This window comes from Streptomyces sp. NPDC002156 (genome assembly GCF_053593675.1).
Genome location: NZ_JBSFDA010000001.1, coordinates 110,597 through 132,110, shown reverse-complemented (window position 1 = coordinate 132,110; position 21,514 = coordinate 110,597). Strand labels below are relative to the sequence as shown.

Annotated in this window: 16 protein-coding genes; 9 read left to right on the top strand and 7 right to left on the bottom strand. The window is 70.1% G+C overall.

Annotation, left to right across the window (positions count from 1 at the left end; genetic code table 11):
- The first annotated feature begins 79 nt into the window (after positions 1-79).
- Together ACWCRB_RS00565 and ACWCRB_RS00560 are read left to right on the top strand one after the other, a co-directional pair.
- The gene (locus ACWCRB_RS00565) at positions 80-1,426 is read left to right on the top strand and encodes a wax ester/triacylglycerol synthase family O-acyltransferase (RefSeq protein WP_450993890.1); all 1,347 of its coding nucleotides are present in this window, start codon (positions 80-82) and stop codon (positions 1,424-1,426) included.
- A gap of 116 nt (positions 1,427-1,542) precedes the next feature.
- Positions 1,543-3,054 carry an SDR family NAD(P)-dependent oxidoreductase gene (locus ACWCRB_RS00560; RefSeq protein ID WP_450993889.1) on the top strand — a complete coding sequence of 504 codons (1,512 nt, stop codon included), beginning with the start codon at positions 1,543-1,545 and terminating at the stop codon, positions 3,052-3,054.
- Here ACWCRB_RS00560 and ACWCRB_RS00555 read toward each other — a convergent pair.
- Positions 3,033-3,875, bottom strand: coding sequence for an SDR family oxidoreductase (locus ACWCRB_RS00555; protein WP_450993888.1), 843 nt, complete (start codon positions 3,873-3,875; stop codon positions 3,033-3,035). The genes ACWCRB_RS00560 and ACWCRB_RS00555 overlap by 22 nt on opposite strands.
- 64 nt (positions 3,876-3,939) lie before the next feature.
- Complete coding sequence (locus ACWCRB_RS00550) at positions 3,940-4,419, bottom strand: hypothetical protein (RefSeq protein WP_450993887.1); 480 nt, start codon at positions 4,417-4,419, stop codon at positions 3,940-3,942.
- A 440-nt stretch (positions 4,420-4,859) separates the two neighbouring features.
- Here ACWCRB_RS00550 and ACWCRB_RS00545 point away from each other — a divergent pair, with 440 nt between their 5' ends.
- Both ACWCRB_RS00545 and ACWCRB_RS00540 read left to right on the top strand, forming a co-directional pair.
- Complete coding sequence (locus ACWCRB_RS00545) at positions 4,860-5,033, top strand: hypothetical protein (protein ID WP_450993886.1); 174 nt, start codon at positions 4,860-4,862, stop codon at positions 5,031-5,033.
- Between the two features lie 52 nt (positions 5,034-5,085).
- Complete coding sequence (locus ACWCRB_RS00540; RefSeq protein WP_450994053.1) at positions 5,086-5,577, top strand: N-acetyltransferase family protein; 492 nt, start codon at positions 5,086-5,088, stop codon at positions 5,575-5,577.
- A 20-nt stretch (positions 5,578-5,597) separates the two neighbouring features.
- On the opposite strand, the gene ACWCRB_RS00535 is transcribed toward ACWCRB_RS00540, so the two are convergent.
- The gene (locus ACWCRB_RS00535; RefSeq protein ID WP_450993885.1) at positions 5,598-6,944 is read right to left on the bottom strand and encodes an amidase; all 1,347 of its coding nucleotides are present in this window, start codon (positions 6,942-6,944) and stop codon (positions 5,598-5,600) included.
- Between the two features lie 353 nt (positions 6,945-7,297).
- Between ACWCRB_RS00535 and ACWCRB_RS00530 the strand changes: the two genes are divergently transcribed.
- A complete protein-coding gene (locus tag ACWCRB_RS00530) occupies positions 7,298-9,145 on the top strand; it encodes a family 20 glycosylhydrolase (RefSeq protein ID WP_450993884.1) in 1,848 nt (615 codons plus the stop codon).
- A 42-nt stretch (positions 9,146-9,187) separates the two neighbouring features.
- Positions 9,188-10,756 carry an alpha-L-fucosidase gene (locus ACWCRB_RS00525; RefSeq protein WP_450993883.1) on the top strand — a complete coding sequence of 523 codons (1,569 nt, stop codon included), beginning with the start codon at positions 9,188-9,190 and terminating at the stop codon, positions 10,754-10,756.
- Positions 10,757-10,813: 57 nt separating this feature from the next.
- Here the strand turns inward: ACWCRB_RS00525 and ACWCRB_RS00520 are convergent, their stop codons facing one another.
- From ACWCRB_RS00520 to ACWCRB_RS00505, 4 genes are all read right to left on the bottom strand, one after another.
- Entirely contained in the window at positions 10,814-11,851 is a 1,038-nt protein-coding gene (locus ACWCRB_RS00520) for an alpha/beta hydrolase family protein (RefSeq protein WP_450993882.1), read from the bottom strand.
- A 44-nt stretch (positions 11,852-11,895) separates the two neighbouring features.
- On the bottom strand, positions 11,896-16,659 hold the full coding sequence (locus tag ACWCRB_RS00515) for a trypsin-like peptidase domain-containing protein (protein WP_450993881.1): 4,764 nt from the start codon (positions 16,657-16,659) through the stop codon (positions 11,896-11,898).
- 2 nt (positions 16,660-16,661) lie between these two features.
- Positions 16,662-16,997, bottom strand: coding sequence for a CU044_2847 family protein (locus ACWCRB_RS00510; RefSeq protein WP_450993880.1), 336 nt, complete (start codon positions 16,995-16,997; stop codon positions 16,662-16,664).
- A 67-nt stretch (positions 16,998-17,064) separates the two neighbouring features.
- Positions 17,065-18,108: a LacI family DNA-binding transcriptional regulator gene (locus tag ACWCRB_RS00505; protein WP_450993879.1), complete on the bottom strand. Its 1,044-nt coding sequence runs from the start codon at positions 18,106-18,108 to the stop codon at positions 17,065-17,067.
- A 225-nt stretch (positions 18,109-18,333) separates the two neighbouring features.
- Between ACWCRB_RS00505 and ACWCRB_RS00500 the strand changes: the two genes are divergently transcribed.
- The 3 genes from ACWCRB_RS00500 to ACWCRB_RS00490 are packed head-to-tail and all read left to right on the top strand — an operon-like array spanning position 18,334 to position 21,471.
- Positions 18,334-19,623 (top strand): ABC transporter substrate-binding protein, encoded by a 1,290-nt coding sequence (locus tag ACWCRB_RS00500; protein WP_450993878.1) that lies wholly within the window; start codon positions 18,334-18,336, stop codon positions 19,621-19,623.
- 7 nt (positions 19,624-19,630) lie between these two features.
- Positions 19,631-20,554 carry a carbohydrate ABC transporter permease gene (locus ACWCRB_RS00495; protein WP_450993877.1) on the top strand — a complete coding sequence of 308 codons (924 nt, stop codon included), beginning with the start codon at positions 19,631-19,633 and terminating at the stop codon, positions 20,552-20,554.
- Positions 20,551-21,471 carry a carbohydrate ABC transporter permease gene (locus ACWCRB_RS00490; protein WP_450993876.1) on the top strand — a complete coding sequence of 307 codons (921 nt, stop codon included), beginning with the start codon at positions 20,551-20,553 and terminating at the stop codon, positions 21,469-21,471. Before ACWCRB_RS00495 ends, ACWCRB_RS00490 begins: the two co-directional genes overlap by 4 nt.
- Positions 21,472-21,514 lie beyond the last annotated feature (43 nt).

Genomic DNA, 21,514 nt, shown 5'->3' with positions numbered 1-21,514 from the left:
TAGCTTGATCGTACTTGACCGTAATCGGCCGCAGGCGATTGACTGCTGGCTCACCCGTCGTCGACGCGAGAGCGATCCCTTGACCTCTGAGACCTCGGACCTGCTCGCCCCCCTCGACCTGGCGTTCTGGAACATGGATTCCGACCTGCACCCCATGCACCTGGGTGCCCTCGGCGTGTTCTCGTCCCACTCGCCCACCGCCGGAGCCCACGCGGCCGATCTCCTCGCCGCCCGTGCCGCCGGCGTACCCGGACTGCGGATGCGCATCCGGGACGTCTGGCAGCCGCTGCTCCCGCTGGCCTTCGGGGGCGCCACCCGCGAGACCGCACCGGACTTCGACCCGCTCGACCACGTACGGCTGCACGCCCCGGCCGCCGACTTCCACGCCGAGGCCGGGCGGCTCATGGAACGCTCCCTGGAGCGCGGCCGGCCGCCGTGGGAGGCGCACGTCCTGCCCGGCGAGGACGGCACCTCCTTCGCCGTGCTCTTCAAGTTCCACCACGCCCTCGCCGACGGCCTGCGCGCGCTGACCCTCGCCGCCGGTGTCATGGACCCCCTCGACCTGCCGGCGCCCCGCCCGCGCCCCGATCCGCCGACCGCCGGTCTCTTCCCGGACGTGCGCAAGCTGCCCGGGCTGGTGCGCGGTGCCTTCTCCGACGTGGGGCGCGCGCTGGACATCGGTGCCTCCGTCGCCCGGTCCAGCCTGGACACCCTGGGCGCGCGCTCCTCCGCCGCGCTCGTCGCCGAACCGAGCGGCACCCGGCGTACCGCCGGAGTCCTCCTCGACCTCGACGACATCCACATGGTGCGCAAGTCGGTCGGCGGCACCGTCAACGACGTACTCATCGCCGTCGTCGCCGGAGCCCTGCGGCGCTGGCTCGACGAGCGCGGCGACGGCAGCGAGGGAGTCGCCCCGCGTGCGCTCATCCCCGTCTCCAAACGGCGTCCGCGCACCGCGCACCCGCAGGGCAACCGGCTCTCCGGGTACCTGATGCGGCTGCCCGTCGACGATCCGGATCCGCTGCGGCGCCTCGACTCCGTGCGCAGCGCCATGGACCGCAACAAGGACGCGGGGCCCGGACGGGGCGCGGGTGCGGTCGCGCTGCTCGCCGACCATGTGCCGCCGCTCGGGCACCGGCTCGGCGGGCCGCTGGTGAAGCAGGCGGCCCGGCTGTGGTTCGACATCCTTGTCACCAGCGTGCCGTTGCCCAGCCTCGGGCTCAGGCTCGGTGGGAACCCGCTCACCGAGGTCTACCCCTTCGCTCCGCTCGCCCAGGGACAGTCGCTGGCGGTCGCCATCTCGACCTATCGGGGGCAGGTTCACTTCGGGCTGGTCGCGGACGCGGAAGCCGTGCCGGACCTTGATCGGTTCGCCGCTGCGGTCACGGCCGAGGTGGAGGCGCTGGTCGTCGTCTGCGCCCCCTGAGCGGCGTCATGATCGTCGCGGGTTTGGTGACTGGGGTCGGGCTTCCGTAAAATCGCCTGTTCGAGAGCGGGCGCGGTCGGAGCGCCACGAAGGCGACCCCAGGGAACGGCAGCGCGATGACGGTGACAGAGGACGGCCCGACGGCCGTGGACGGCCTGGACGACGCGGACGGCGTCTCCTACGGTCCCGGCATCGACCCCGAGCGCATGGCCGTCTGCCTCAGCGTGCTCGAAGAGCTGGACAAGCTGGACGTCGACCACCCCGACGCCATCGCCGTGCGCCGTGCCACCGCCGGTGTCTACCGCACGGTCAAGCAGCGCCGCCGGCAGGAGCGCCGGGCCTCCAAGACCGCCCACGACAAGGCGGTCACCGAGTCCACGGCGACCGGCTCCGCCCAGCGCATCGACGACGAGACCGAGGGCATCCTGCCGTCGTCGGTGACCGAGGAGGGGCAGATCGCGGGGATACTTCAGCGCCCGCGCTCCTGCTACACCTGCAAGACCCGCTACGTCGAGGTCGACTACTTCTACCACCAGCTCTGCCAGGACTGCGCCGCCCTCAACCGCTCCCGCCGCGACGCCCGCACCGACCTCACCGGCAAGCGCGCGCTGCTCACCGGCGGCCGGGCCAAGATCGGTATGTACATCGCGCTGCGGCTGCTGCGCGACGGCGCGCACACCACGATCACCACACGGTTCCCCAAGGACGCCATCCGCCGCTTCAAGGCCATGGACGACTCGGCCGACTGGCTGCACCGGCTGGAGGTCGTCGGCACCGACCTGCGCGACCCGGCCCAGGTCGTGGCCCTGGCCGACCAGATCGCCGAGCAGGGACCGCTCGACATCCTGATCAACAACGCGACCCAGACGGTACGCAGGCTGCCCTCTGCGTACGCCGCCCTGATCGAGGGCGAGAGCGCTCCGCTGCCCGCCGGGGAACTGCCCGCCCACCGGGTGATCGGCGCCTTCGGCTCCGGCGCGGTCGACGGACTGGCCGCGCTGCCCGTCGGCATCAGCGGCCTCGACGCCCAGCAGGTCGCCGACCTCGCCCTCGTCGCGGGCAACGCCAGCATCGCCCGGCACCTCGACGGCACCGCCATCGACGCGGGCGGGCTCGTCCCCGACGTCGTCGACACCAACACGTGGGTGCAGACGATCGAGCAGATCTCCCCGGTGGAGCTGCTCGAAACCCAGCTGTGCAACTACACGGCGCCGTTCATCCTGATCAGCAAGTTGCGGCCGGCGATGGCAGCAGCTGCGCGGGACGCGGTGAGCAAGCGGGCGTATGTCGTCAATGTATCGGCGATGGAGGGGGTGTTCGGGCGTGGGTACAAGGGTGCGGGGCATCCGAACACGAATGCGGCGAAGGCCGCGATGAACATGGTGACGCGGACCAGTGCGCAGGAGATGTTCCAGGCCGACGGTATTTTGATGACCTCGGTGGACACGGGGTGGATCACTGACGAGCGGCCTCACTACGACAAGCTGCGCTTGGCCGATGAGGGGTTTCATGCGCCGCTTGATCTTGTGGATGGGGCGGCTCGTGTATACGACCCGGTCGTGCGGGGGGAGTTGGGCGAGGATCTGTACGGGGTGTTCTTGAAGGACTACGCGCCTGGTAAGTGGTAGGCGGGGGTTGTGGGGCGTGTGCCGGCCGGTGGGGGCTGGTCGCGCAGTTCCCCGCGCCCCTGAAAGGTTCGCTGCAGTGCCGCTCTGACTCTTGTACCGCCGTCCACCAGTAGGTCGGCTCCAGTCACCCACTCTGCTGCGTCTGATGCCAGCCACAGGACCGCTTGGGCGATGTCCTTGGGTTCGCCGATTCGGGCCAGGGGGAGGCCGGTTGCGATCTCTTTCTCGTTCGGCTCCCATACGAAGCGGGCCATTTCTGTGCGGACCAGGCCGGGGGAGACCGAGTTGACCCGGACCTTGGGGGCCAGTTCGCCCGCGAGTTGTTGGGTGAGGTGGAGCAGCGCCGCTTTGGTGGTGCCGTATGCGCCGATGTCGGGGCCTACGTGGGTGGCGCCCTCCGTGCAGATGTTGATGACCGTGCCGCCGTGTTCGCGCATCCAGGCCCGCCATACGTGCTGCGTCAGGCGTAGGGGAGCCTCGACGTTCGTGGTGAAGGCTGTGCGCCATTCGTCCGGGTTCGCGTCCATGAGCGGGCCGTAGGGCTGGTTCGTGGCCGCGTTGTTCACAACGATGTCGATGCGGCCGAAGGTGTCGAGTGTGAACTCGGTCAACAGGGACAGGTGTGTGGGATCGGCGGCGTTGCCCGCCAGGCCGATGCCTCCGAGCGTCTTGGCGGCCCGCGCAACCCCGTCCGGATCGCGGGCCGTTACGCACACCTGCGCTCCCGCCCGCACCAGCGCCTCCGCGACGGCCAGCCCGATGCCTCGCGTGCCCCCGGTGACCAGGGCGACCCGTCCGTCCAGTCCGTACGGCGACGTCATCCGCGTACCGTCTCATGACGGACCGTCAGTCAACAGCCCCCAGGCGTACGAGGGTTGAGGGGGTTCAGTCCACGGCGCCGAGGCGGGAGTGCTGTTCCGCGACCAGTTCAAGCAGGGTGCGCCAGTCCTCCAGGACGCCCGCGTCGAAGCCCGGGGCCCGGCCGGCCTCGTCCGCCTGGCGCAGGGTCAGGGTGTCGGCGTCGACGTGCGGGTCCAGGTCCGTGGCGTGCGGGCTGTCGTGTACGAGGCGGGCGACCCGTTCGCCCAGCAGGTGCCGTACGGCGTCCGCCGCGGTTCGGGCGTGGCGGGTGGGGTCGCCGGGGGCCAGGAGTCGGCCTATGACGTGGACCAGGCCCGCGATCTGGAGTTCCTTGTCGGCCGGGCGACTTCGGCGCAGCAGGGCGGCCGTCTGGAGGGCGTGCTGGTGCAGGTCGACGGGGTCGGCGGAGTCCGCCGTACCGGCGAAGGGGCCGCCGCCGTGCCCGGGGGTGCCCCGGCAGGCGTGCAGCAGATCCATCAGCTCCTCGACGCCGCGCAGCTCCATGTGTCAGTCCTCCCGAGTCCTACCGCGGGACCAGCCGTTGCCTTCGGGCAGCAGATCATGGGCGACTTGCGCGCGGGCCAACGGGAGCTGAACTGCCGGACGTGTTCAGGCAATGCCGTACGAGGGTCCGTCGGTTGAGCCGTACGGGTGACACTCAAACCGTGCTCCAGGTAACAAACAACCCCAGATTATGGCTGAATGAACACTGAGCGACGTGAGATCTTTACCGCTTGTTTTCACCCCATCGAGCGGGCATGCGCTCATTTGGTTAATACTGGAGCCGACGGGCAGCACGACTGGGTTCCACCCACACCCACGGTCCGTTACCGGCGCCACCGCGTCCTTACTGCTCTTGACCAAGACCCGAGTGGACGTGGAGCGACCGGCATCAGACTGGTCCCGATTGTCCTGAGGGTGACCCGACACATAAGGAGTGCGCGGTGACACCGGAGAAGACGAATGTCGAACAAGGCCCTGAGGAACGCACGGCGGCCCCAGTCGACCGGAGCGACCGGCTCGGCAGCCTCGACGTGTGGGCCAGGTCGGCCCCGATCCGCCTGGCGGGCTATGAGGACGACCTCGCCGAGCCGCACATCCTGCCCAGCGTCGACTAGTACCCGTCGAGATTGACGTCGGCATGGGCGTGCCACAAAACTCACGTCCATGCTGATCATCAGGGAAGCCGCGGCCGGTGACTGGCCGCGGATCTGGCCGTTCTGGCACCGCATCGTCGCCGCCGCGGAGACCTACACCTGGGACCCGGACACCTCCGAGGAAGCGGCCCGCGCCCTGTGGATGAGCCCGGCCAAGCGCGTGTACGTCGCCGAGGACGGCGCAGGGGCTGTCGTCGGCTCCGCCTTTCTCACCCCCAACTACGGTGGCCCCGCGGCCCGTATCGCCAACGCCGGTTTCATGGTCGACCCCGACTGCGGGGGTCGTGGCATCGGCCGGGCGCTCGCCGAACACGTCCTGAGCGAGGCCGAGGCCCACGGCTATCGGGGCATGGTCTTCAACGCGGTCGTCGAGACCAACCCGGCGGTCAAGCTGTGGACTTCGCTCGGCTTCACGATCCTGGGCACGGTCCCGGACGCGTTCGACCATCCCCGGCACGGCCGGGTGGGCCTGCACATCATGCACAAGGCCCTCATCGCCGGCTGACCGCCACCTGGCTTACAGGCTCACGGAGCGAGCGGAGCCGTCCGCTGCCACGGGTGCAGCTCCTCCAACTGCTGTGCCACGTCGAGGAGTACGGCCTCCGAGCCCGGGCGACCCACCAACTGGACGGCGCAGGGCGCGCCCGAGGGCAGGGTGCCGAAGGGTACGGCCATCGCCGGCCAGCCCGTCAGGTTCCACGGGGGAGTCATCGGTGAGTAGTTGGTGTTGGCGAGGATGTTGCGCAGCCAGCCCCGCTCGTGCCAGGCGGCGGCCGCGGGCGAGCGGCGGGCGAGGGCCGGGGTGAGCAGGACGTCGTGCTCGGCGAAGAACGGCTCCAGGCGTCGGCGCAGTTGCTCCTTGTGCTGTCCCCGCTCGACGTATCCGAGGAACCGGCGCCCGATGGCCGCGTGGACCCGGGTGCGCCGCATCAGCCTGTTCTTGTCGAAGCCCTCCGCGTCCCGTGCCGTGCCCGCCGTCCAGTGGGTGAACGAGGTGACGCCGATCGACAGCGGGTACGGCGGGTCCGCGGGCCGCACCTGGTGACCGGCACCGTCGAGCAGGGCGGCGGCCTCGCGCGCCGCGGAGACGTACGGTCTGCTGATGGTGACGCCGGTGATGGGGCTGCGGACCGAGAGAGCGACCTTGCGGCCGGCGTGCGCGTCCGACCGTACGAACTGGGTGTCCGCGAGGATCGACAGCATCAGACGGGCGTCCTCGACCGTCGTCGCCAGCGGACCGTTCTCGGACATGCCGAACCAGTCGCCGTTGCCGATGCCCGCCGGGACGACCCCGAGGCCCGGCTTGATGGTGACGACACCGCAGTTGGCGGCCGGGATGCGCAGCGAACCCATGCCGTCGTTGCCCAGGGCGATCGGCACCATCCCGGCACCGACGGCCGCCGCGCTGCCGCCCGACGAACCGCCCGCCGTACGGGTGGTGTCCCACGGGTTGCGGGCCGTGCCGAGGGTGCCTTCGGTGGTGCCCCAGATGCACAGCTCGGGCACATTGGTGACGCCGACGACGATCGCGCCCGCCGCGCGGAGCCGGGCCACGGTGACATGGTCGTGGTCGGCGGGGGTGTCCGGCGTCGCCGAGGTGCCGTGCCGGGTCGACTCGCCGCGCACGCCCAGGTTGTCCTTGACCGCGATGGGTACGCCCGCGAGCGGCAGGTCGGCCAGATCCGTGCGGGCGGCCACCTCGTCCGCCTCGGCCAGCGCCTCCTGGGCCCGCAGCCGGCGGAACGCACCGACGCGGGCGTCCAGCAGTTCGATGCGCGCCAGATGTTCGGCCACGACTTCACGGGGCGTGACGCGCTTCTCGCGTACGGCGGCGGCGATCTCGGTGGCGGTACGGCCGGCCCAGCTGGTCACGGGGGCTCCTCGGGGTGGATGCGACACATCGTGCTACGCGTGAGGCGATGAGGCTACTCGTGAGTACAAGTGGCGTCGAGAGTCGTCGGGCCCGGGGGTGTCGGGCCTGAGGACCTGCGGTGTCGGACCTGGGGATCCCGGGGTGTCGGGCCTGGAGATCCTGGGGCGTCGAAGGCGTCGAGCTTGGACATTCGGGCCGGGCCTCTTGGACTTTTTGCCCGCCGGGGCGGCCGGTTCCGGCCACAGAGCCGCTGGTCATCCGATCACTGGCCGAACTTCCCTGACTCCGGACCCCATTGACAGCACCTGAGGTGCGCTCAATCATCACACCTCCGATGAATGGGAGCTTCCAGATGAGTAGGTATCCAAGACGTCGGCTTCTGGGTGTGCTGGTGGCCTTCCTGCTGCTCGCCGCCCCGGTTCCGGCCGTCGCGCAGACGGTGGCGGCGAGTGTTCCGATCACCGTGCCCGCGCTCACCAACTGGACCCCGGAGCAGGGGAGTTACCGGTACGGCGGCTCTGCCCGGCTGGTAGCCGACTCCGCGCCCGAGCGCAGGGTCGCGAACACCCTCGCCGACGATCTGCGCGACGCGGGGCATGGTGACGTACCCGTCGTCAGCGGCGGTGCGCGTACCGGTGACATCGTTATCGATGTCCAGCCGGGCAGGGCCGCGTTGGGCGCCGAGGGGCACGAACTCCGGGCGGGCGCACGGCTGTCGGTGACCGGCGCGACCGAGCGCGGCGCCTTCTACGGCACCCGGACGGTCCTCCAACTCCTCGCCCAGGGCGACCGGATCCCCGCCGGACACACGGTCGACGTGCCCCGGTACGCGGAGCGGGGCGTCGGCGTGTGCGCCTGCTACATCCACATCTCGACCGAGTGGCTGGAGAACCTCGTACGCGACATGGCGTACCACAAGCTCAACCAACTGCTCCTGGAACTCAAGGTGAAGAGCGACACCCACCCCGAGGCCAACACCTGGGGCTACTACACCAAGGACGAGATCCGGCGGCTCGTCGCCCTCGGCGACAGGTACCACGTCGAGATCATTCCGGAGATCAACTCCCCGGGCCACATGGACCCCTGGATCGAGAACCGGCCGGATCTCCAGCTCACCGACTCCGACGGCAACAAGCAGCCCAGCAGGCTCGACATCACCCAGCCGGCTGCCTTCGACTACTACACGAGTCTGATCGACGAATACGCCCAGGTGTTCACCGGCGGCTCCTGGCACATGGGCGCCGACGAGTACATGCTCGGCTCCGACTTCGCCAGGTACCCGCAGGTCCTGCGGTACGCGCAGGAGAAGTACGGGGCGAACGCCACACCCCAGGACGCCTTCATCGACTTCGTCAACCGTGTCCAGACCTACGTGGCCGCCAAGGGCAAGAAGCTGCGCATCTGGAACGACGGGCTGACCGGCGCCAACACCGTGCCGGTGACGGCGGGCACGACGGTCGAGCACTGGCTGAACGTGGCTGTGAAGCCGAGCCAACTCCTCGCCCAGGGCTACCCGTTGATGAACGCGGCCTATGCGCTGTACCTCGTCCGGGGCGGCTTCCACACCGACACCAAGGGCCTGTACGACCAGAGTTGGGACCCGCGCAGCTTCGAGGGCGAGAAAGTCGCCTCCAGCCAGGGGATCACGGGCGCGAAGATCAGCCTCTGGCCGGACAACGGGCGCGGCGAGACCGAGAACGAGGTCGCCGTCGACACCGACCCCGCGCTGCGCCACGTCGCTCAGGCCACCTGGGGCGATCCGCATCCCGACGCCACGTACGACCGGTTCACCGCGCGAGGGACGGCTGTCGGGCACGCGCCCGGCTGGCGGGACCTGACCCGGGTACCGGTCGCGGACGGGACGTACACCTTGCGGGCGGGCGCCGCCTCCCTCACGGCCGAGGTGCGGCGCACACCCGACGGATACGTCACCCTGCGGACCGGGACCGGCTGTCTCGAGGTGCGCGGCGGGAAGCTCACGCTCAACACCCCGCTCCAGCCCGGCGTCGAGATCACCTCGCAGACCTGCGACGCCGGAAACACCGTGCAGCGCTGGGAGTTGGAGCAGGTCGCCGGGGGCTTCACCCTCGTCAACGCGATCACGCGGATGGCGGTGCACGTGACCGACGACGGTCGGCTCGTGCAGTACCCGCCGGACCAACAGCAGCCCGCTGCTTGGCACTTGACCACCATCCACTGACTTGCTGATCTACTGACCACTGACCCGAGGAGTCCGTTCCCCATGACAGTCTCCAGACGTCTCTTCGTCACGGCAGCCGCCGCGCTCGTCGCCTCCAGAGGCACCTCGCTCGCCCTGGCAGCCACGGCTCCGGCGGGAGCTTCGGCCGCGGCTTCGGTCGCGCAGGAGCCGAACTTCCGCATCCCCGTCAGCGCCACCGACTCCGCCGACGTCCTCGTCGCCAAGGCTTCCCAAGTCCGGCCCACCGCACGGCAGATCGCCTGGCAGCGGCTGGAACGGACCGCGTTCCTGCACTTCGGCGTCAACACCTTCACCGGCCTCGAATGGGGCACCGGCGACGAGGACCCGAACGTCTTCCAGCCGACCGGCCTCGACACCGACCAGTGGGCGCGGGCCCTGCGCGACGGCGGCTTCAAGCTCGCCATCCTCACCGTCAAGCACCACGACGGCTTCGTCCTCTACCCCTCCCGGTACACCAACCACTCGGTGGCGTCGAGCAGTTGGCGGGACGGACAGGGCGATGTGCTGCGCTCCTTCGCCGACTCCATGCGGCGGTACGGGCTGAAGGTCGGTGTCTACATCTCGCCCGCCGACGAGAACCAGTACCTCCACGGCGTCTACGCCAACGGCAGCCCACGCGTCGAGCACACCATCCCGACCCCGGTCGAGAACGACGACCGTCCGGACGGCCCGACGTTCACCCTCCCCGCCACGGACTACGGCGCCCATATGCTCGACCAGCTCTACGAGGTCCTCACCGAGTACGGACCCGTCGACGAGGTCTGGTTCGACGGCGCCCAGGGGCACATCCCGCCGGACAAGGTCGAGAAGTACGACTGGGACAGCTGGTACACCCTCGTGCGCACCCTCGCCCCGGACGCCACGATCGCCGTCTCCGGGCCCGATGTCCGCTGGGTCGGCAACGAGGGCGGCCTGGCGCGCGAGAACGAGTGGAGCGTCGTACCGGTCACCGAGAAGGACTACGGCAAGACCGACTTCGCGCTCTCGTACGACGCGGCGGACATGGGCGGTAGGGACGCGCTCGTGGCCGCGCGTTCCGTCGCGGACTACGTGCAGTGGTGGCCCGCCGAGTGCGATGTGTCCATCCGGGACGGCTGGTTCTACCACGCCGACCAACAGCCCAAGACGGTCGACCAGTTGACCGAGATCTACTTCGGCTCGGTCGGCCGCAACGCCGTCCTCCTCCTCAACGTCCCACCGGACACGGACGGCCTTCTCGCCGCCTCCGACGTCACCCGGCTGCGGGAGTTCAGGGAGCGCGTCGACCGCGAACTGCCGGCCGACCTGACGATCGGCGCCTCGGTCACCCGGACCCCGGGTGTCGTCACCGTCGACCTAGGCAGGGAGCTGGCGGCGGACCGGATCCGCCTCGCGGAGGACATCGCCCACGGGCAGCAGGCCGAGGCCTTCGTCGTCGAGGCGTTCACCGGGGGCCGTTGGACCCGGGTCGCGGGCGCGGGCACGATCGGCGCGAGCCGGATCCTGCTGCTGGCGGCGCCGGTTCGGGCGCGGCGGTGGCGAGTTCGGGTGACACAGACGCGGGCGGCCGTGCGGATCGCGGAGTTCGGGCTGTACCGCTCCCACGTCTGAGGAGCACCGATCGGGCGGTCACCAGGGGGTCGGCGACCTGGTGACCGCCCGCCGGCTTCAGCGCAGGTGCCGTTCGAAGAAGTCCATGGTGGTGTCCATCGAGCGGCTCCACTGGGGATAGAAGGTGTGGCCCTCGCCCTGGTAGGTGCGCAGTGTGATGTCCTTGCCGGCCTTCTCGAAGGCGGCCACGGTTTGGCGGGTCCAGCGGATGGGGCAGGTTGTGTCGGCCGTGCCGTGGTGGATGAGCAGGGGGTCGGTGACCCGGTCGACGTAGGTGACGGGGGAGACCTCTCGCCAGAACTTGGGGTTCTCCTTGGGCGTGCCGTGGGCGGATTCGATCTCGGCGACGATCGGGTCGCCCTCGGGGCGCTGGAACTGGTCGATGTTCTCTTCCGGGTGGGCACTGACCGGCGCGAAGGCGACGGCCGCGTCGAACAGGCCGGGGGTGACCACGAGCGTGTTGTAGACGACCCCGCCGCCCATCGACCGGCCCAGCAGCCCGAGACGGTCGGTGTCGATCTCCGGGCGCCCTGACGACCGTAGAGCCATCGCCGCACCGATGACGTCCTCGGTGTAACCCAGGCGGAGGTTACGGTCGTTGGCGGGATCCTTGTCCGAGCGGGCGTGGTTGCGGTAGTCGGTGTGGAGGACGACGTAGCCGTTGCGGGCGAGGAGGTCCTGTTCGCGGGTGAGGCCGCGGCCGGTGGTGTAGACGGCCGGATCGATGTAGCCGTGCGCGAGCACCAGCGCGGGGAAGGGGCCCTTGCCCGCGGGAATGTTCATGAGACCCGAGATCGTCAGCCCGTTCGCCTCGTACGTCACCTCGTAGCTGGTGTAGGCAGAGGTACGTGCGAGCACGGCGCCGAGCTTCAGACCGGAACCCTTGTGCTCGCGCTGGATCAGGCCCGGGAGTGAGACGGGGTTGACCGGTGTCGGGGTAGGGGAGGGCGTTGCCGTGGGGCTCGGACCAGTGGCGTGGGCCGACACCGGCGGGCTCGTGCGCGCCTGATCGTCGTCGCGGTCGCTCGCGGTGCAGCCCACCGCGGCCGCCAGCGTCAGTGCGGTGGTGACACGGATCGTTCCCCTCAGCCGCATACGGTCATTGTCCCCATCGGGGCCCGCCGTGTCCTCCGGCCGGGTCAGACCGCCCGCGCCGCCGGGTCCGGGGGGACGCGGACGGCGCATGCCCGCAGGTCGGAAGGCAGGAGGTCGAGGATGCGGGCGCGGTCCCCGGGGCTCGGTTCGAGTCCGAGGGCCAGACGGAGCAGGCCCAGATGGGCCTCGGCCGGTTCGCGGACCGCGATCAGCTTCTCGGCCGCCTCGATCCGTACGGCGACGGGCACGCCGCGGTCGGCGAGCACCGATCGGAGGACCTCCTTCGCCCGGCCCCGTGCCGAGCGCCACCTCATGAGCTCGCCCGCTGCCAGGACGCGGTGGCGGGCGAGGGCCTCTTCGCTGTCGAGGACCCGGTGGCAGGCGGCCTCGGCCTCACCCCCGACGTCCAGCTTCGTCCAGGCGGCGGCCACGGCGAGATGAGCCTCGGGGTCCGTGGTGTGGGGACCGGAGAGTGCCCGGAGGAGAAGACGGCCCTCCTCGCCCAGATCCTCGGCGAGCAGAGCGGCGGCACGCGCACGCACCTCGACGGGGCAGGCCGGGTCCGACGCCAGGACACGGGCGACGGGAACGCGGTTGAAGGCACCACTCGCGGGGAGGTACGCGCAGATCTCGGCGCGGAGTTCCGGCGCCGTGCCATCGTTCGCGGCCAGGGCGAACCAGCGCGCGTCGAAGTTTCCGCCGACGGTCGAGACTGCCGCGATCCTCTCCTGGAGGGGAGCCGTGACGTCCTGGGCCCAGGAGAGAAGCAGCTCCCGCACGCCTGCGGAGACGCTCTCGTCGTGCACCAGGAGCCATAGGTGCCCCAGCCGTGTGACCGCTTCCGGCTGCCGCTGCGCGACGAGGTCGCGCCACCGCGTGGCGGCTTCGTGGGGATCGACACCGGAAAGCGCGCCCGCCGGGGTGATCACGCCCTCGTCGTCCTGGTAGAAGGCCAGCTTCTGCGTCCCCGTCGGGTTGGACATGTGGTGGGAAAACCCTCCCAAGGTCAGGTGGAGGCTCAGACAGTGCAGGGGGTCCGGGCTGACGCCGGCCATGAGAGCTTTCCAGCGTGGATAGGGGAGCAGCCCGATCAGGTCGCCGGCAGCCCGGGCCCGGTCGTAGGGCTCGGCTGCGGGATCCTCCGCGATACGGGTCATGGCCCGCCGGACGCTGGGGACGACGGCCGTCCGGTGCGGACGCGATTCGGAGCCGAACCGCAGCAGCGAATCCGTGGGCACGGTCTCGTCGTCGATCAGCGCCTCCGAACGTCTGCGGAGTTTCGCGTCCGGCGTCAGGGCATCGGCAAGGTCGAGGAGCTGCCACAGATGTTCGTCGGGCAGTCCGGCCTCGTCGAGGATGCGGTGCAGACTCTGGGAAGCGGCGCGCAGGTCCACCTCGGCCAGGGCGCCGAGAGCCTTGATGCGGTCGCGCACGCCTGTGCGCGGGTCCTCAGCGACGCGCCGCAGCAATCCGGACGCGGTGTCGCGCTCGCCCAGGTTGAGCAGCTGCGTCGCCGCGTCCCGGCATACGCCCCCGGGCAGGGCGTTGTCCGCCGCGATCTTGGTCAGCAGATCGACACCGGCCGCCGGATCCACCTCGTCCAGGGCTTCCACTGCTTCGAGCCGGTCCGCTGCCCCGATGTCCGTATCTGTCGCCATGCGCAACAAGGGGGTGTGCAGTACGTCTGTGGCTCCCAGACCGATCAGTGAGGCCAGGTGGTCGAGCCGGTCGACGACGGCGAGTGCCGGATCGTTGAAGTCATCGACCAGAATCTGCCGACACCTTGTCGACTCCCCGAGCTTGCGAAGGAGGTGGGCCAGGCGGCTATGGAGCCACTGGTCTTCGGGATCAGCCATGAGAAGGTCCACACAGTCCACCGCGACGGACGGTCGACCGAGTTCGGCGAGTCGTTCGACGGCCTGGGTTCGGGTGTAGCCGCTCAGCCGTTCGTCCCGTGCCAGGCGCTCCGCCAGCCCGACATCGTCGATGCCGCTGACTGCCGAGGCCACGGCGTCCTCGGACGACAAGGCACTCTCGACGACCTGCGTGCAGACGAGGCGTACGGTCTCCGTGCTCCGGCCGCCGGATTCGGAGAGTCCCCATGTCGCCCTGTGCCGCAGGGGCAGCGGCACGGAGGGGTCCTCGCACAGTTCCTCGAGAAGTCCAGGGCGTACGGGGGCCAGCAGCCTCCCCTTCAGGTAGCGGGTCATGTGCGGATCCCCGGCCAGAACGGGGTTGTCGTGCAGGGCGTCAGCCAGGGTGGTGCGTGCTTCCTCGGGCAGGTCGGCGGGGAGGATGCCCAGCGTGTTCTCGACGTCAGGCACTGTGAACTCCGCAGTCCGCAGGAGCATGCCGAGCGCATCCGTTCCGGCGGGGGCATCCAGCGCGAGGAGCGCGACGGCCGCCGCCTGGCGGGTCTCGGGGACCTGGCCGGGATCCTCGGCCAGGTCGATCAGGCGGCGGCACGCGGCCGTGGTGTCGCCCGCCCGCGCGAGCAGCGAGGCCGCCACGACCCGCAGATTGCCCGGCAGGTCCCGGTCGTCGGCCAGTCCTGCGGCGAGATCCGTCGCCCGGTCGGCGGCACGGCGTACATAGTGCTTCAGCGCCTCGACGCGCGGCTGGTGCGGGACGTCGGGGTCGGTGACGACATTGGCCAGACCCGGTGCGTCGAGCACCGCGTACAGACGGTCCAGCACCGTGCCCACGTCGAGGTCGCCCACGGTGACGGACCGGTCGTACAGCTTGATGACCGCCCAGGTGAACCGTCTCGTCAGCTCCTCGTCCGCCGCCAGTTCGTCGCTCAGGACCGTCGCGCACAGCAGCAGGTCGCGCCATCCGCCGCCGTCCACGGCGGTGCGGAGGAACTCCTCCAGGGGCATGCCCTGTTCGTGCCAGCGGGCAGCCATGAACAGGACCAGGTTCGGGCGTTCGGCCGCGATCGCCTCGCGTACGGCCCTCAGCGCCTGAGGGTCCTTGGGGTTGAGGCGGTCCGCGAGGGAGTACCCGGCGAGGTACTCCTGCACGGTGTGGTGGAGGAAGTGCAGGTCCGCGCCGCGACGCCGGACCAGCCCGGTGAAGGTGAGGGCACCGAGGACCGTGTCCCGGTCGGGGGACGAGTCGGGGAACCGCGCGGCAAGCAGTTCCCTGACCTGGTCGAGCAGCGGCCGGGTGTCGCCGCTCTGGCGTGACTCGGCAGCCGGGTACAGCACCGCGTGCACCTGCTCCAGCAGGTCCGGGGTGATGCCGTGACCGGCCCGGCCGCCGCGCCGGAGCCGCGCCGACCCCTTCTCGCGCAGGATGCCGATGAACCGCGCATAGAGTTCGGCGGGGTTGCGGGGGAGCTCGTGTACGGCGGCGACCACGCAGATCATCGTCAAGTAGAGCGGGTTGCGGGCGACTTCGGAGAGGCGGCCGCGGCGCAGGTCCTCCGTCAGCTCCGTCGCCCGCCGCCCGGCGTCCGGCACGTCCAGCACCGTGAACCAGGCACGGGCGACCTCATTGATCTCCTGGTCGCCGAACTCCTTCAGCGAGTAGCGGCGCAACGCGTTCAGCCGGTTCATCTCGGCGGTGACCAGCGAGCGGCTGGCGACGACGAAGCGCAGATACGGTTCGCGTTCCCAGCGCTGGATCAGCCGAATGACCTTGCCGCGGTCCTCCGGCTCCAGGACCTCGTCAAGCCCGTCGACGCAGACGAGCCAGTCCACGCCGGGCAGTGGTCCGGCTTCGAAGAACGCCGGCGGCAGCGAGCGACGCAGGCCGTGCAGATCACGTCCGACCGCCAGTGCCAGCGCTTCGGGGAACGGGAGGTCCAGGAGCTGGTCGGCGGCGACCCGCACGGGTACGTACGACGGTGCCCGCGCCGGGTCCTCCAGCCAGGCGGAGGTCGCGGCGAAGGTCAGCCGGCGCAGCAGGCTCGACTTGCCCGTGCCCGCGCCGCCGGTGAACAGCACGTGGCGGTTGTCGGCGAGCACGCTCTCGGCGGACGTCCGGTCCCTGCCGGGTCGTCGTCGGTCGCGGCCATCGTCGGCCGCTTCCTCGGTGTCCGACGCGTCCTGACTGACGTACACCGTGGACAGGGGTATGTCCTGCGCGTCGGTCAGCAGGGGCGCGTACGGATGTTCGTCCGCGGCGTCGCGCGCGGCGGCGAGATAGTCGTGCAGATGTTCGCCGGGGTGCCGGAACGCCCCTGCCCGCAACTGCTCGTCGGTCAGCGTGTCCAGCCAGGAGACGGGTGGCGCAGGGACTCGGCAGCGGGCCAGTATCTCGGAGAGCGGGACCATATGTGTGCTGCCCTCTTTGTTGGAGCGGGCGAGCATTCCGCACACCCCGCCGGTGCGCTGGTTGACCACCGGGCTGCCGCTGAAGCCCTCGCCGACCGGGGTGCCGTAGCCGCGGGGCATCGGTATGGGGTCGTCGAAGGCCAGCCGGGAGTCGCCCTGGTACTCCAGTGCGGCCCACTGGCCGGCGCGGTAGTCGCCGCGCGGATGGCCGTACACCCACATACGGTCGCCGAGCGAGGCGTGCGGTGCGGTGAGCACATGCGAAGGGAAGGACGCCGGAGCGTCGAAGCGCAGGAACGCGATGTCCAGGCCGTTCGACGCTCGGTGGAGCGACTCGCCGGATACAGGCAGCATGAGTTCGGCCCCGGTCGCCACGATCCGGCCCCGCACCGCGTCCGCCCCGGCGACGACATGCGCGCAGGTGACCACGGTTCCGGGGGCGAGGACGAATCCCGTTCCGCCGCCGCTGTCTCCCGGGAGGTCCAGGGCGACGGTGGAGGCCTCCAGCAGTGCTCTCCAACGGTCCATGGCTACGCCTCCGGGGGTTCCCTCGGCTCCGGCGCGGTCCACTCCAGCGTCACTTTCCACGCGGACTTCGAGGATGCCTTGCCCACCACGGCCAGCAACTGGCCGGTGTCCAGGGAGACATCGCAACCGAACTCGACCGTCGCCTTCGACGCGCCGGTCTGCTGAAGTCGCGTGCCCATGGCCCGCGCAACGGCGGTCAGGCTGTCGAGGACCGTCTCCAGTCGTGGGGTCCGCCAGCTGATCTCCTGCTCCTCGGCCGGCCCGCTGAGCACGCGCTGCCCCGCCGGGCCGACCGAAACGAGGATCTTCTGTCCATCCACCTCGACCGGGACCGTCACGTCCGCTTCCTCGCCCAAGTGTCTTGCCTTTCCCCCTGATCGGACGGACTGTTCATCGTAGCGGCCATCACCGCCGCGCCGCCCCTGTACTGCCCCGCTCGATCAGCCGGGGCACCGGCACCCGTACCGTGCGGGCCGGGCCGCCGTCCAGCAGGGCCGTGAGTTCCGTCGCCGCCGTGCGCCCGAACTCCGCGCTGTCCCGGGACAGCGCGGACAGCCACGGTTTGACCATGCGGCACAGTGCGGAGTCCTCCCAAGCCACCACTGACACGTCGGCCGGCACCGAGAAGCCGAGTTCGCTCGCCGTGCCGACCCCGGCGACGGCCATCACGTCGTTGTCGTAGATCAGGGCCGTCGGGGGAGCGGGACCCGCCAGGACCCGGCGGGTGACGGCCGCGCCCTCCGCGTCTGAGTAGTCGGTGGTCACCGACTGCACCTCCGTCAGTCCGCGCCGCCGCGCCTCGGCGCGCAGGGTCCGGATCCGGCGCTCGGTGTGGGCGAGGCCCGGCAGCCCTGCGATGTGCACGATCCGCCGGTGACCGAGCGCGTACAGGCCGTCCACGACCGAGGCCATCGCGCCCGCGTCGTCCGCCCACACCGTCGACCAGCCGAGGTGCCGCTCGTCCGGGGCGCCGCCGATCACCACGGCGGGCAGGCCCAGTTCGTCGAGGAGGCCGGGGCGCGGGTCGTCCGTGCGCGGGTCGACCACCAGCACACCGTCGACCCGGTGCTCCGCCCACCAGCGGCGGTACACCGCGCACTCGTCGTCGACGCCCTCCAACACCTGGAAGAGCAGGCCGAGATGACGCTCCGCCAGCACCTCCTGGATACCCGAGATGAGCTGGAGGAAGAAGGAGTCGACGCCCAGGGTGTCGGCTGGGCGCGCCACCACCAGCCCCACCGTGGCCGCGCCCTCACCGGACAGCGCGCGCGCCGCGGTGCTCGGTCGCCAGCCCAACTGCTCGGCGACCCGCCGGACTCGGTCCCGGGTGACCTCGGAGACCCCCGGGCGGCCGTTGAGCGCGAACGAGACCGCACTCTCGGAGACCCCGGCGCGCTGCGCGATGTCCTTCATCGTCGGCCTGCGCGCGGGCGACCGCTTGGCCGGCATCCCTGCTCCCCAATTCCCGGTGGCTGTGCACTAATGCGCTTGAGCCAGGCAAGCCTAAAGCGCATTAGTGATCGGCCGCAATACCGCCAACTCAACTGTCTGACCTGGCATGTTGACCAACTAATGAATTTAGCTGAGCGGAATCCATTGACTTGCCCGGCGCGGGGCGTGCAGGGTCTGCCCCGGCACCATTGGCCACCGCCGCCGCAAAGGAGCCCGTCCGCCGTGCGCATCCGCAGAGTTCTCGCCACCGCTGCCGCCATCGCCGTCGTCCTGCCGCTGAGCGCCTGCGGCTCCGGGAGCGGCGACAGCGGCTCCACCGACGCCTCCGGCAAGATCGAGGGCGACATCACCTTCCAGACCTGGAACCTCCGCGCCAACTTCAAGTCGTACTTCGAGGGGCTCGTCGCCGACTTCGAGAAGAAGTACCCGGGCACCGACGTGAAGTGGATCGACCAGCCCGCCGAGGGCTACGCCGACAAGATCAGCGCCGACGCGGCGGGCGGCACCCTGCCCGACGTCGTCAACGTCTCGCCGGACCTCGTCGCCCCACTCGCCAAGGCCGGCCTCGCACTCGACCTCGACAAGGCCGCCGCCCAGTACAAGAGCGAGTATCTGCCGGGGGCATGGGCGAGCCACGAGATCCCGGGCATGACCGGGACGTACGCCTTCCCCTGGTATCTGAACACCGGCCCGCTCTTCTACAACAAGTCCCTGTTCACGGAGGCGGGCCTCGACCCCGAGCAACCGCCCAAGACGTACGACGAACTCTTCGCCGACGCCCTGGAGTTGGCCGACAAGAGCGACGGCAAGGTCGCCACGCTCGCCAACGTGCCCACCATCGAGGACTTCGGCCGCTACGGCGTCCCCCTCATGAACGACGCCGGTACCGCCTTCGCCTTCAACGACGCCAAGGGAGTCGAACTCCTCACCAAGTACAAGGAGTTGTACGACGCCAAGGCGCTCGACCCGCAGGCGCTGACCGCGACCCCCGAGTCCTCCGGCAAGAAGTTCCTGACCGGCGCCGTCGCCATGAACCCGGGCAGCGCCCTGGACCTCGGCAACTTCAAGAAGCAGGCCCCGAACCTGTACAAGAACATCGGCATCACCGACCAGATCACCAGCACCGGCAAGGTCAACATGTACGTCATGGGCGTGATGGTGAACGCGCAGAGCAAGCGCAAGCCCGCCGCCGTCGCCTTCGCGCACTACGTCACCGACGCCGAGCACCAGATGTCGTTCGCCAAGAAGGTCGCCATCTTCCCCAGCACGGCCGGCTCGCTCGACGACCCGTACTTCACCGAGGAGGACGGCACCGACGAGACCCGGGTGCGGATCGCCGCCGCCAAGTCCCTGAAGAACGCGGTCAATTACACGCCCGTGCTGTTCAGCGAGCAGATGAAGACCGAGCTGCGCAACTCCGTGGCGCGGGCGCTCCAGGGGAAGCAGAGCCCCGAGGAAGCCCTCGACAACGCTGTCAAGGCCTGTGACCGGCTCCTCCAGCAGCAGGGCTGAGGCCGGCATGGCCAGTCCCGCAGTCGAACGTGCACGGCGGCCGGGGCGGTTGGTGTCCGTACGGCGCCAACTGCCCACCAGCCCCTGGCTGTTCGCCGCCCCCGGGCTGCTGATCATCGGCGCCTTCATCCTCTACCCGTTCGTCTCCACCCTGATCAACTCCTTCACCGACCGCCGAACCCTGATCCCCGGCGAGTTCGTGGGCCTCGCCAACTTCCGTGAACTGCTGCACGACGACATGTTCTGGATCGGACTGCGCAACAGCACGCTGTACGTCGTCGGGGTCGTTCCCGCACTCGTCCTGCTGCCCCTGCTGCTCGCGCTGCTGGTCCAGAAGAACATCCCCGGCATCACCTTCTTCCGGTCGGCCTTCTACACCCCGGTCGTCGCGTCGATCGTCGTCGTCGGGCTCATCTGGGTGTGGCTGCTCGACGAACGCGGCCTGGTCAACTCGCTGTTGGAGGCGATCGGCGTCGGCCGGGTCGGCTTCCTCAGCGACCAGTGGCTGCTTCTGCTGAGCGCGATGGCCGTCACGGTCTGGAAGGGCCTCGGCTACTACATGATCATTTACCTGGCGGCGCTCGCCAACGTCCCGCGCGAACTGCACGAGGCGGCGGCCGTCGACGGCGCGGGCGCGGTACGCCGCTTCCTGACGGTCACCGCGCCCGCCGTCCGCTCCACCATGGTCCTGGTCGGCGCGCTGTCCTCGGTCGCCGCGTTCAAGGTGTTCTCCGAGGTGTACCTGATGGCCGGCCCGGACGGCGGCCCGGCGGGCGAGGACACCACCCTCGTCATGCTGGTCCAGCGCACCGGCACGGGCCTGACCGGCCGCGTCGGCTACGCCTCCGCCCTGTCCGTCGTCGTCTTCGCCGTCACCGTCGCGCTGATGCTCCTCGTCCTGCGCGCCGACCGCAGGGAGGACACCCCGTGAGCGTGCTGGAGAAGGGGCCTTCGACGGCGGTACGTCCTTCCGAGCGCCCGGCGCCCGTCCGGAGACGGCGGGTCGTGGACGAGCACGGCCGACGCGTCCGCGCCTGGGAACTCGTCCTGCGCTACGCCTTGTTGCTCGGCGTCCTCGCCCTGACCGTCGGCCCGTTCCTGTGGCAGCTGTCGACGTCCCTCAAGGGCCCGACCGAGGACATCTTCAGCTCGCCGCCGAAGTTCCTGCCGGGCGACCCGACCCTCCACAACTACGAACGCGTCGCCGACACCATCCCCGTCTGGGACTACGCCCTCAACTCCCTGAAGGTCGCCGGCGCCAACGTCGTGACCAACTGCGTCGGTTCGGCACTCGCGGGCTATGCCCTGGCCAGGCTGCGCTATCGAGGCCGCCGCGTGGCCACGCTCGCCTTCATCCTCGCGATGCTCGTGCCCGTGGAGGGCATCATCATCGCCCAGTTCACGACCATGCGGGAACTCGGCCTGAACAACACCCTCATCGGGGTCGTCCTGCCCGGCTGCGTCGGCGCCATGAACGTCCTGCTGATGCGCAACGCCTTCCTCAACCTCCCCTACGAGATCGAGGAGGCGGCCTTCGTCGACGGCGCCAACTCCTGGCAGCGGTTCCTGCGGATCGCGCTGCCGTCGGTGAAGGGCACCCTCGCCGTCGTCGCGATCTTCGCCTTCATGGGGGCCTGGGACGACTTCCTCTGGCCGCTCATCGTGCTCAGCGACCCGTCCAAGTTCACCCTGACCATCGGCCTCAACTATCTGCACGGCACCTTCGCCAACGACGAACGGCTCGTCGCCGCCGGCACGGTCATCGCCGTGGCACCGCTGATCGCCCTCTTCGCCTGTCTCCAGCGGTACTTCTTCCGCGGGGTCGGCGAGGGCGCCGTCAAGGGCTGACACCCGCACCGAGCCGACACTCCATCGAGCTGACACCCCCCCC

What these genes read in the sequence shown, in the direction of transcription:
- ACWCRB_RS00550 (WP_450993887.1), bottom strand. Translation starts at nt 4,419, where the DNA reads ATGGAGCTGCGCGGCGTCGAGGAGCTGATGGATCTGCTGCACGCCTGC.
- ACWCRB_RS00505 (WP_450993879.1), bottom strand. Translation starts at nt 18,108, where the DNA reads ATGCCGGCCAAGCGGTCGCCCGCGCGCAGGCCGACGATGAAGGACATC.
- ACWCRB_RS00560 (WP_450993889.1), top strand. Translation starts at nt 1,543, where the DNA reads ATGACGGTGACAGAGGACGGCCCGACGGCCGTGGACGGCCTGGACGAC.
- ACWCRB_RS00555 (WP_450993888.1), bottom strand. Translation starts at nt 3,875, where the DNA reads ATGACGTCGCCGTACGGACTGGACGGACGGGTCGCCCTGGTCACCGGG.
- ACWCRB_RS00495 (WP_450993877.1), top strand. Translation starts at nt 19,631, where the DNA reads ATGGCCAGTCCCGCAGTCGAACGTGCACGGCGGCCGGGGCGGTTGGTG.
- ACWCRB_RS00530 (WP_450993884.1), top strand. Translation starts at nt 7,298, where the DNA reads ATGAGTAGGTATCCAAGACGTCGGCTTCTGGGTGTGCTGGTGGCCTTC.
- ACWCRB_RS00520 (WP_450993882.1), bottom strand. Translation starts at nt 11,851, where the DNA reads ATGCGGCTGAGGGGAACGATCCGTGTCACCACCGCACTGACGCTGGCG.
- ACWCRB_RS00525 (WP_450993883.1), top strand. Translation starts at nt 9,188, where the DNA reads ATGACAGTCTCCAGACGTCTCTTCGTCACGGCAGCCGCCGCGCTCGTC.
- ACWCRB_RS00515 (WP_450993881.1), bottom strand. Translation starts at nt 16,659, where the DNA reads ATGGACCGTTGGAGAGCACTGCTGGAGGCCTCCACCGTCGCCCTGGAC.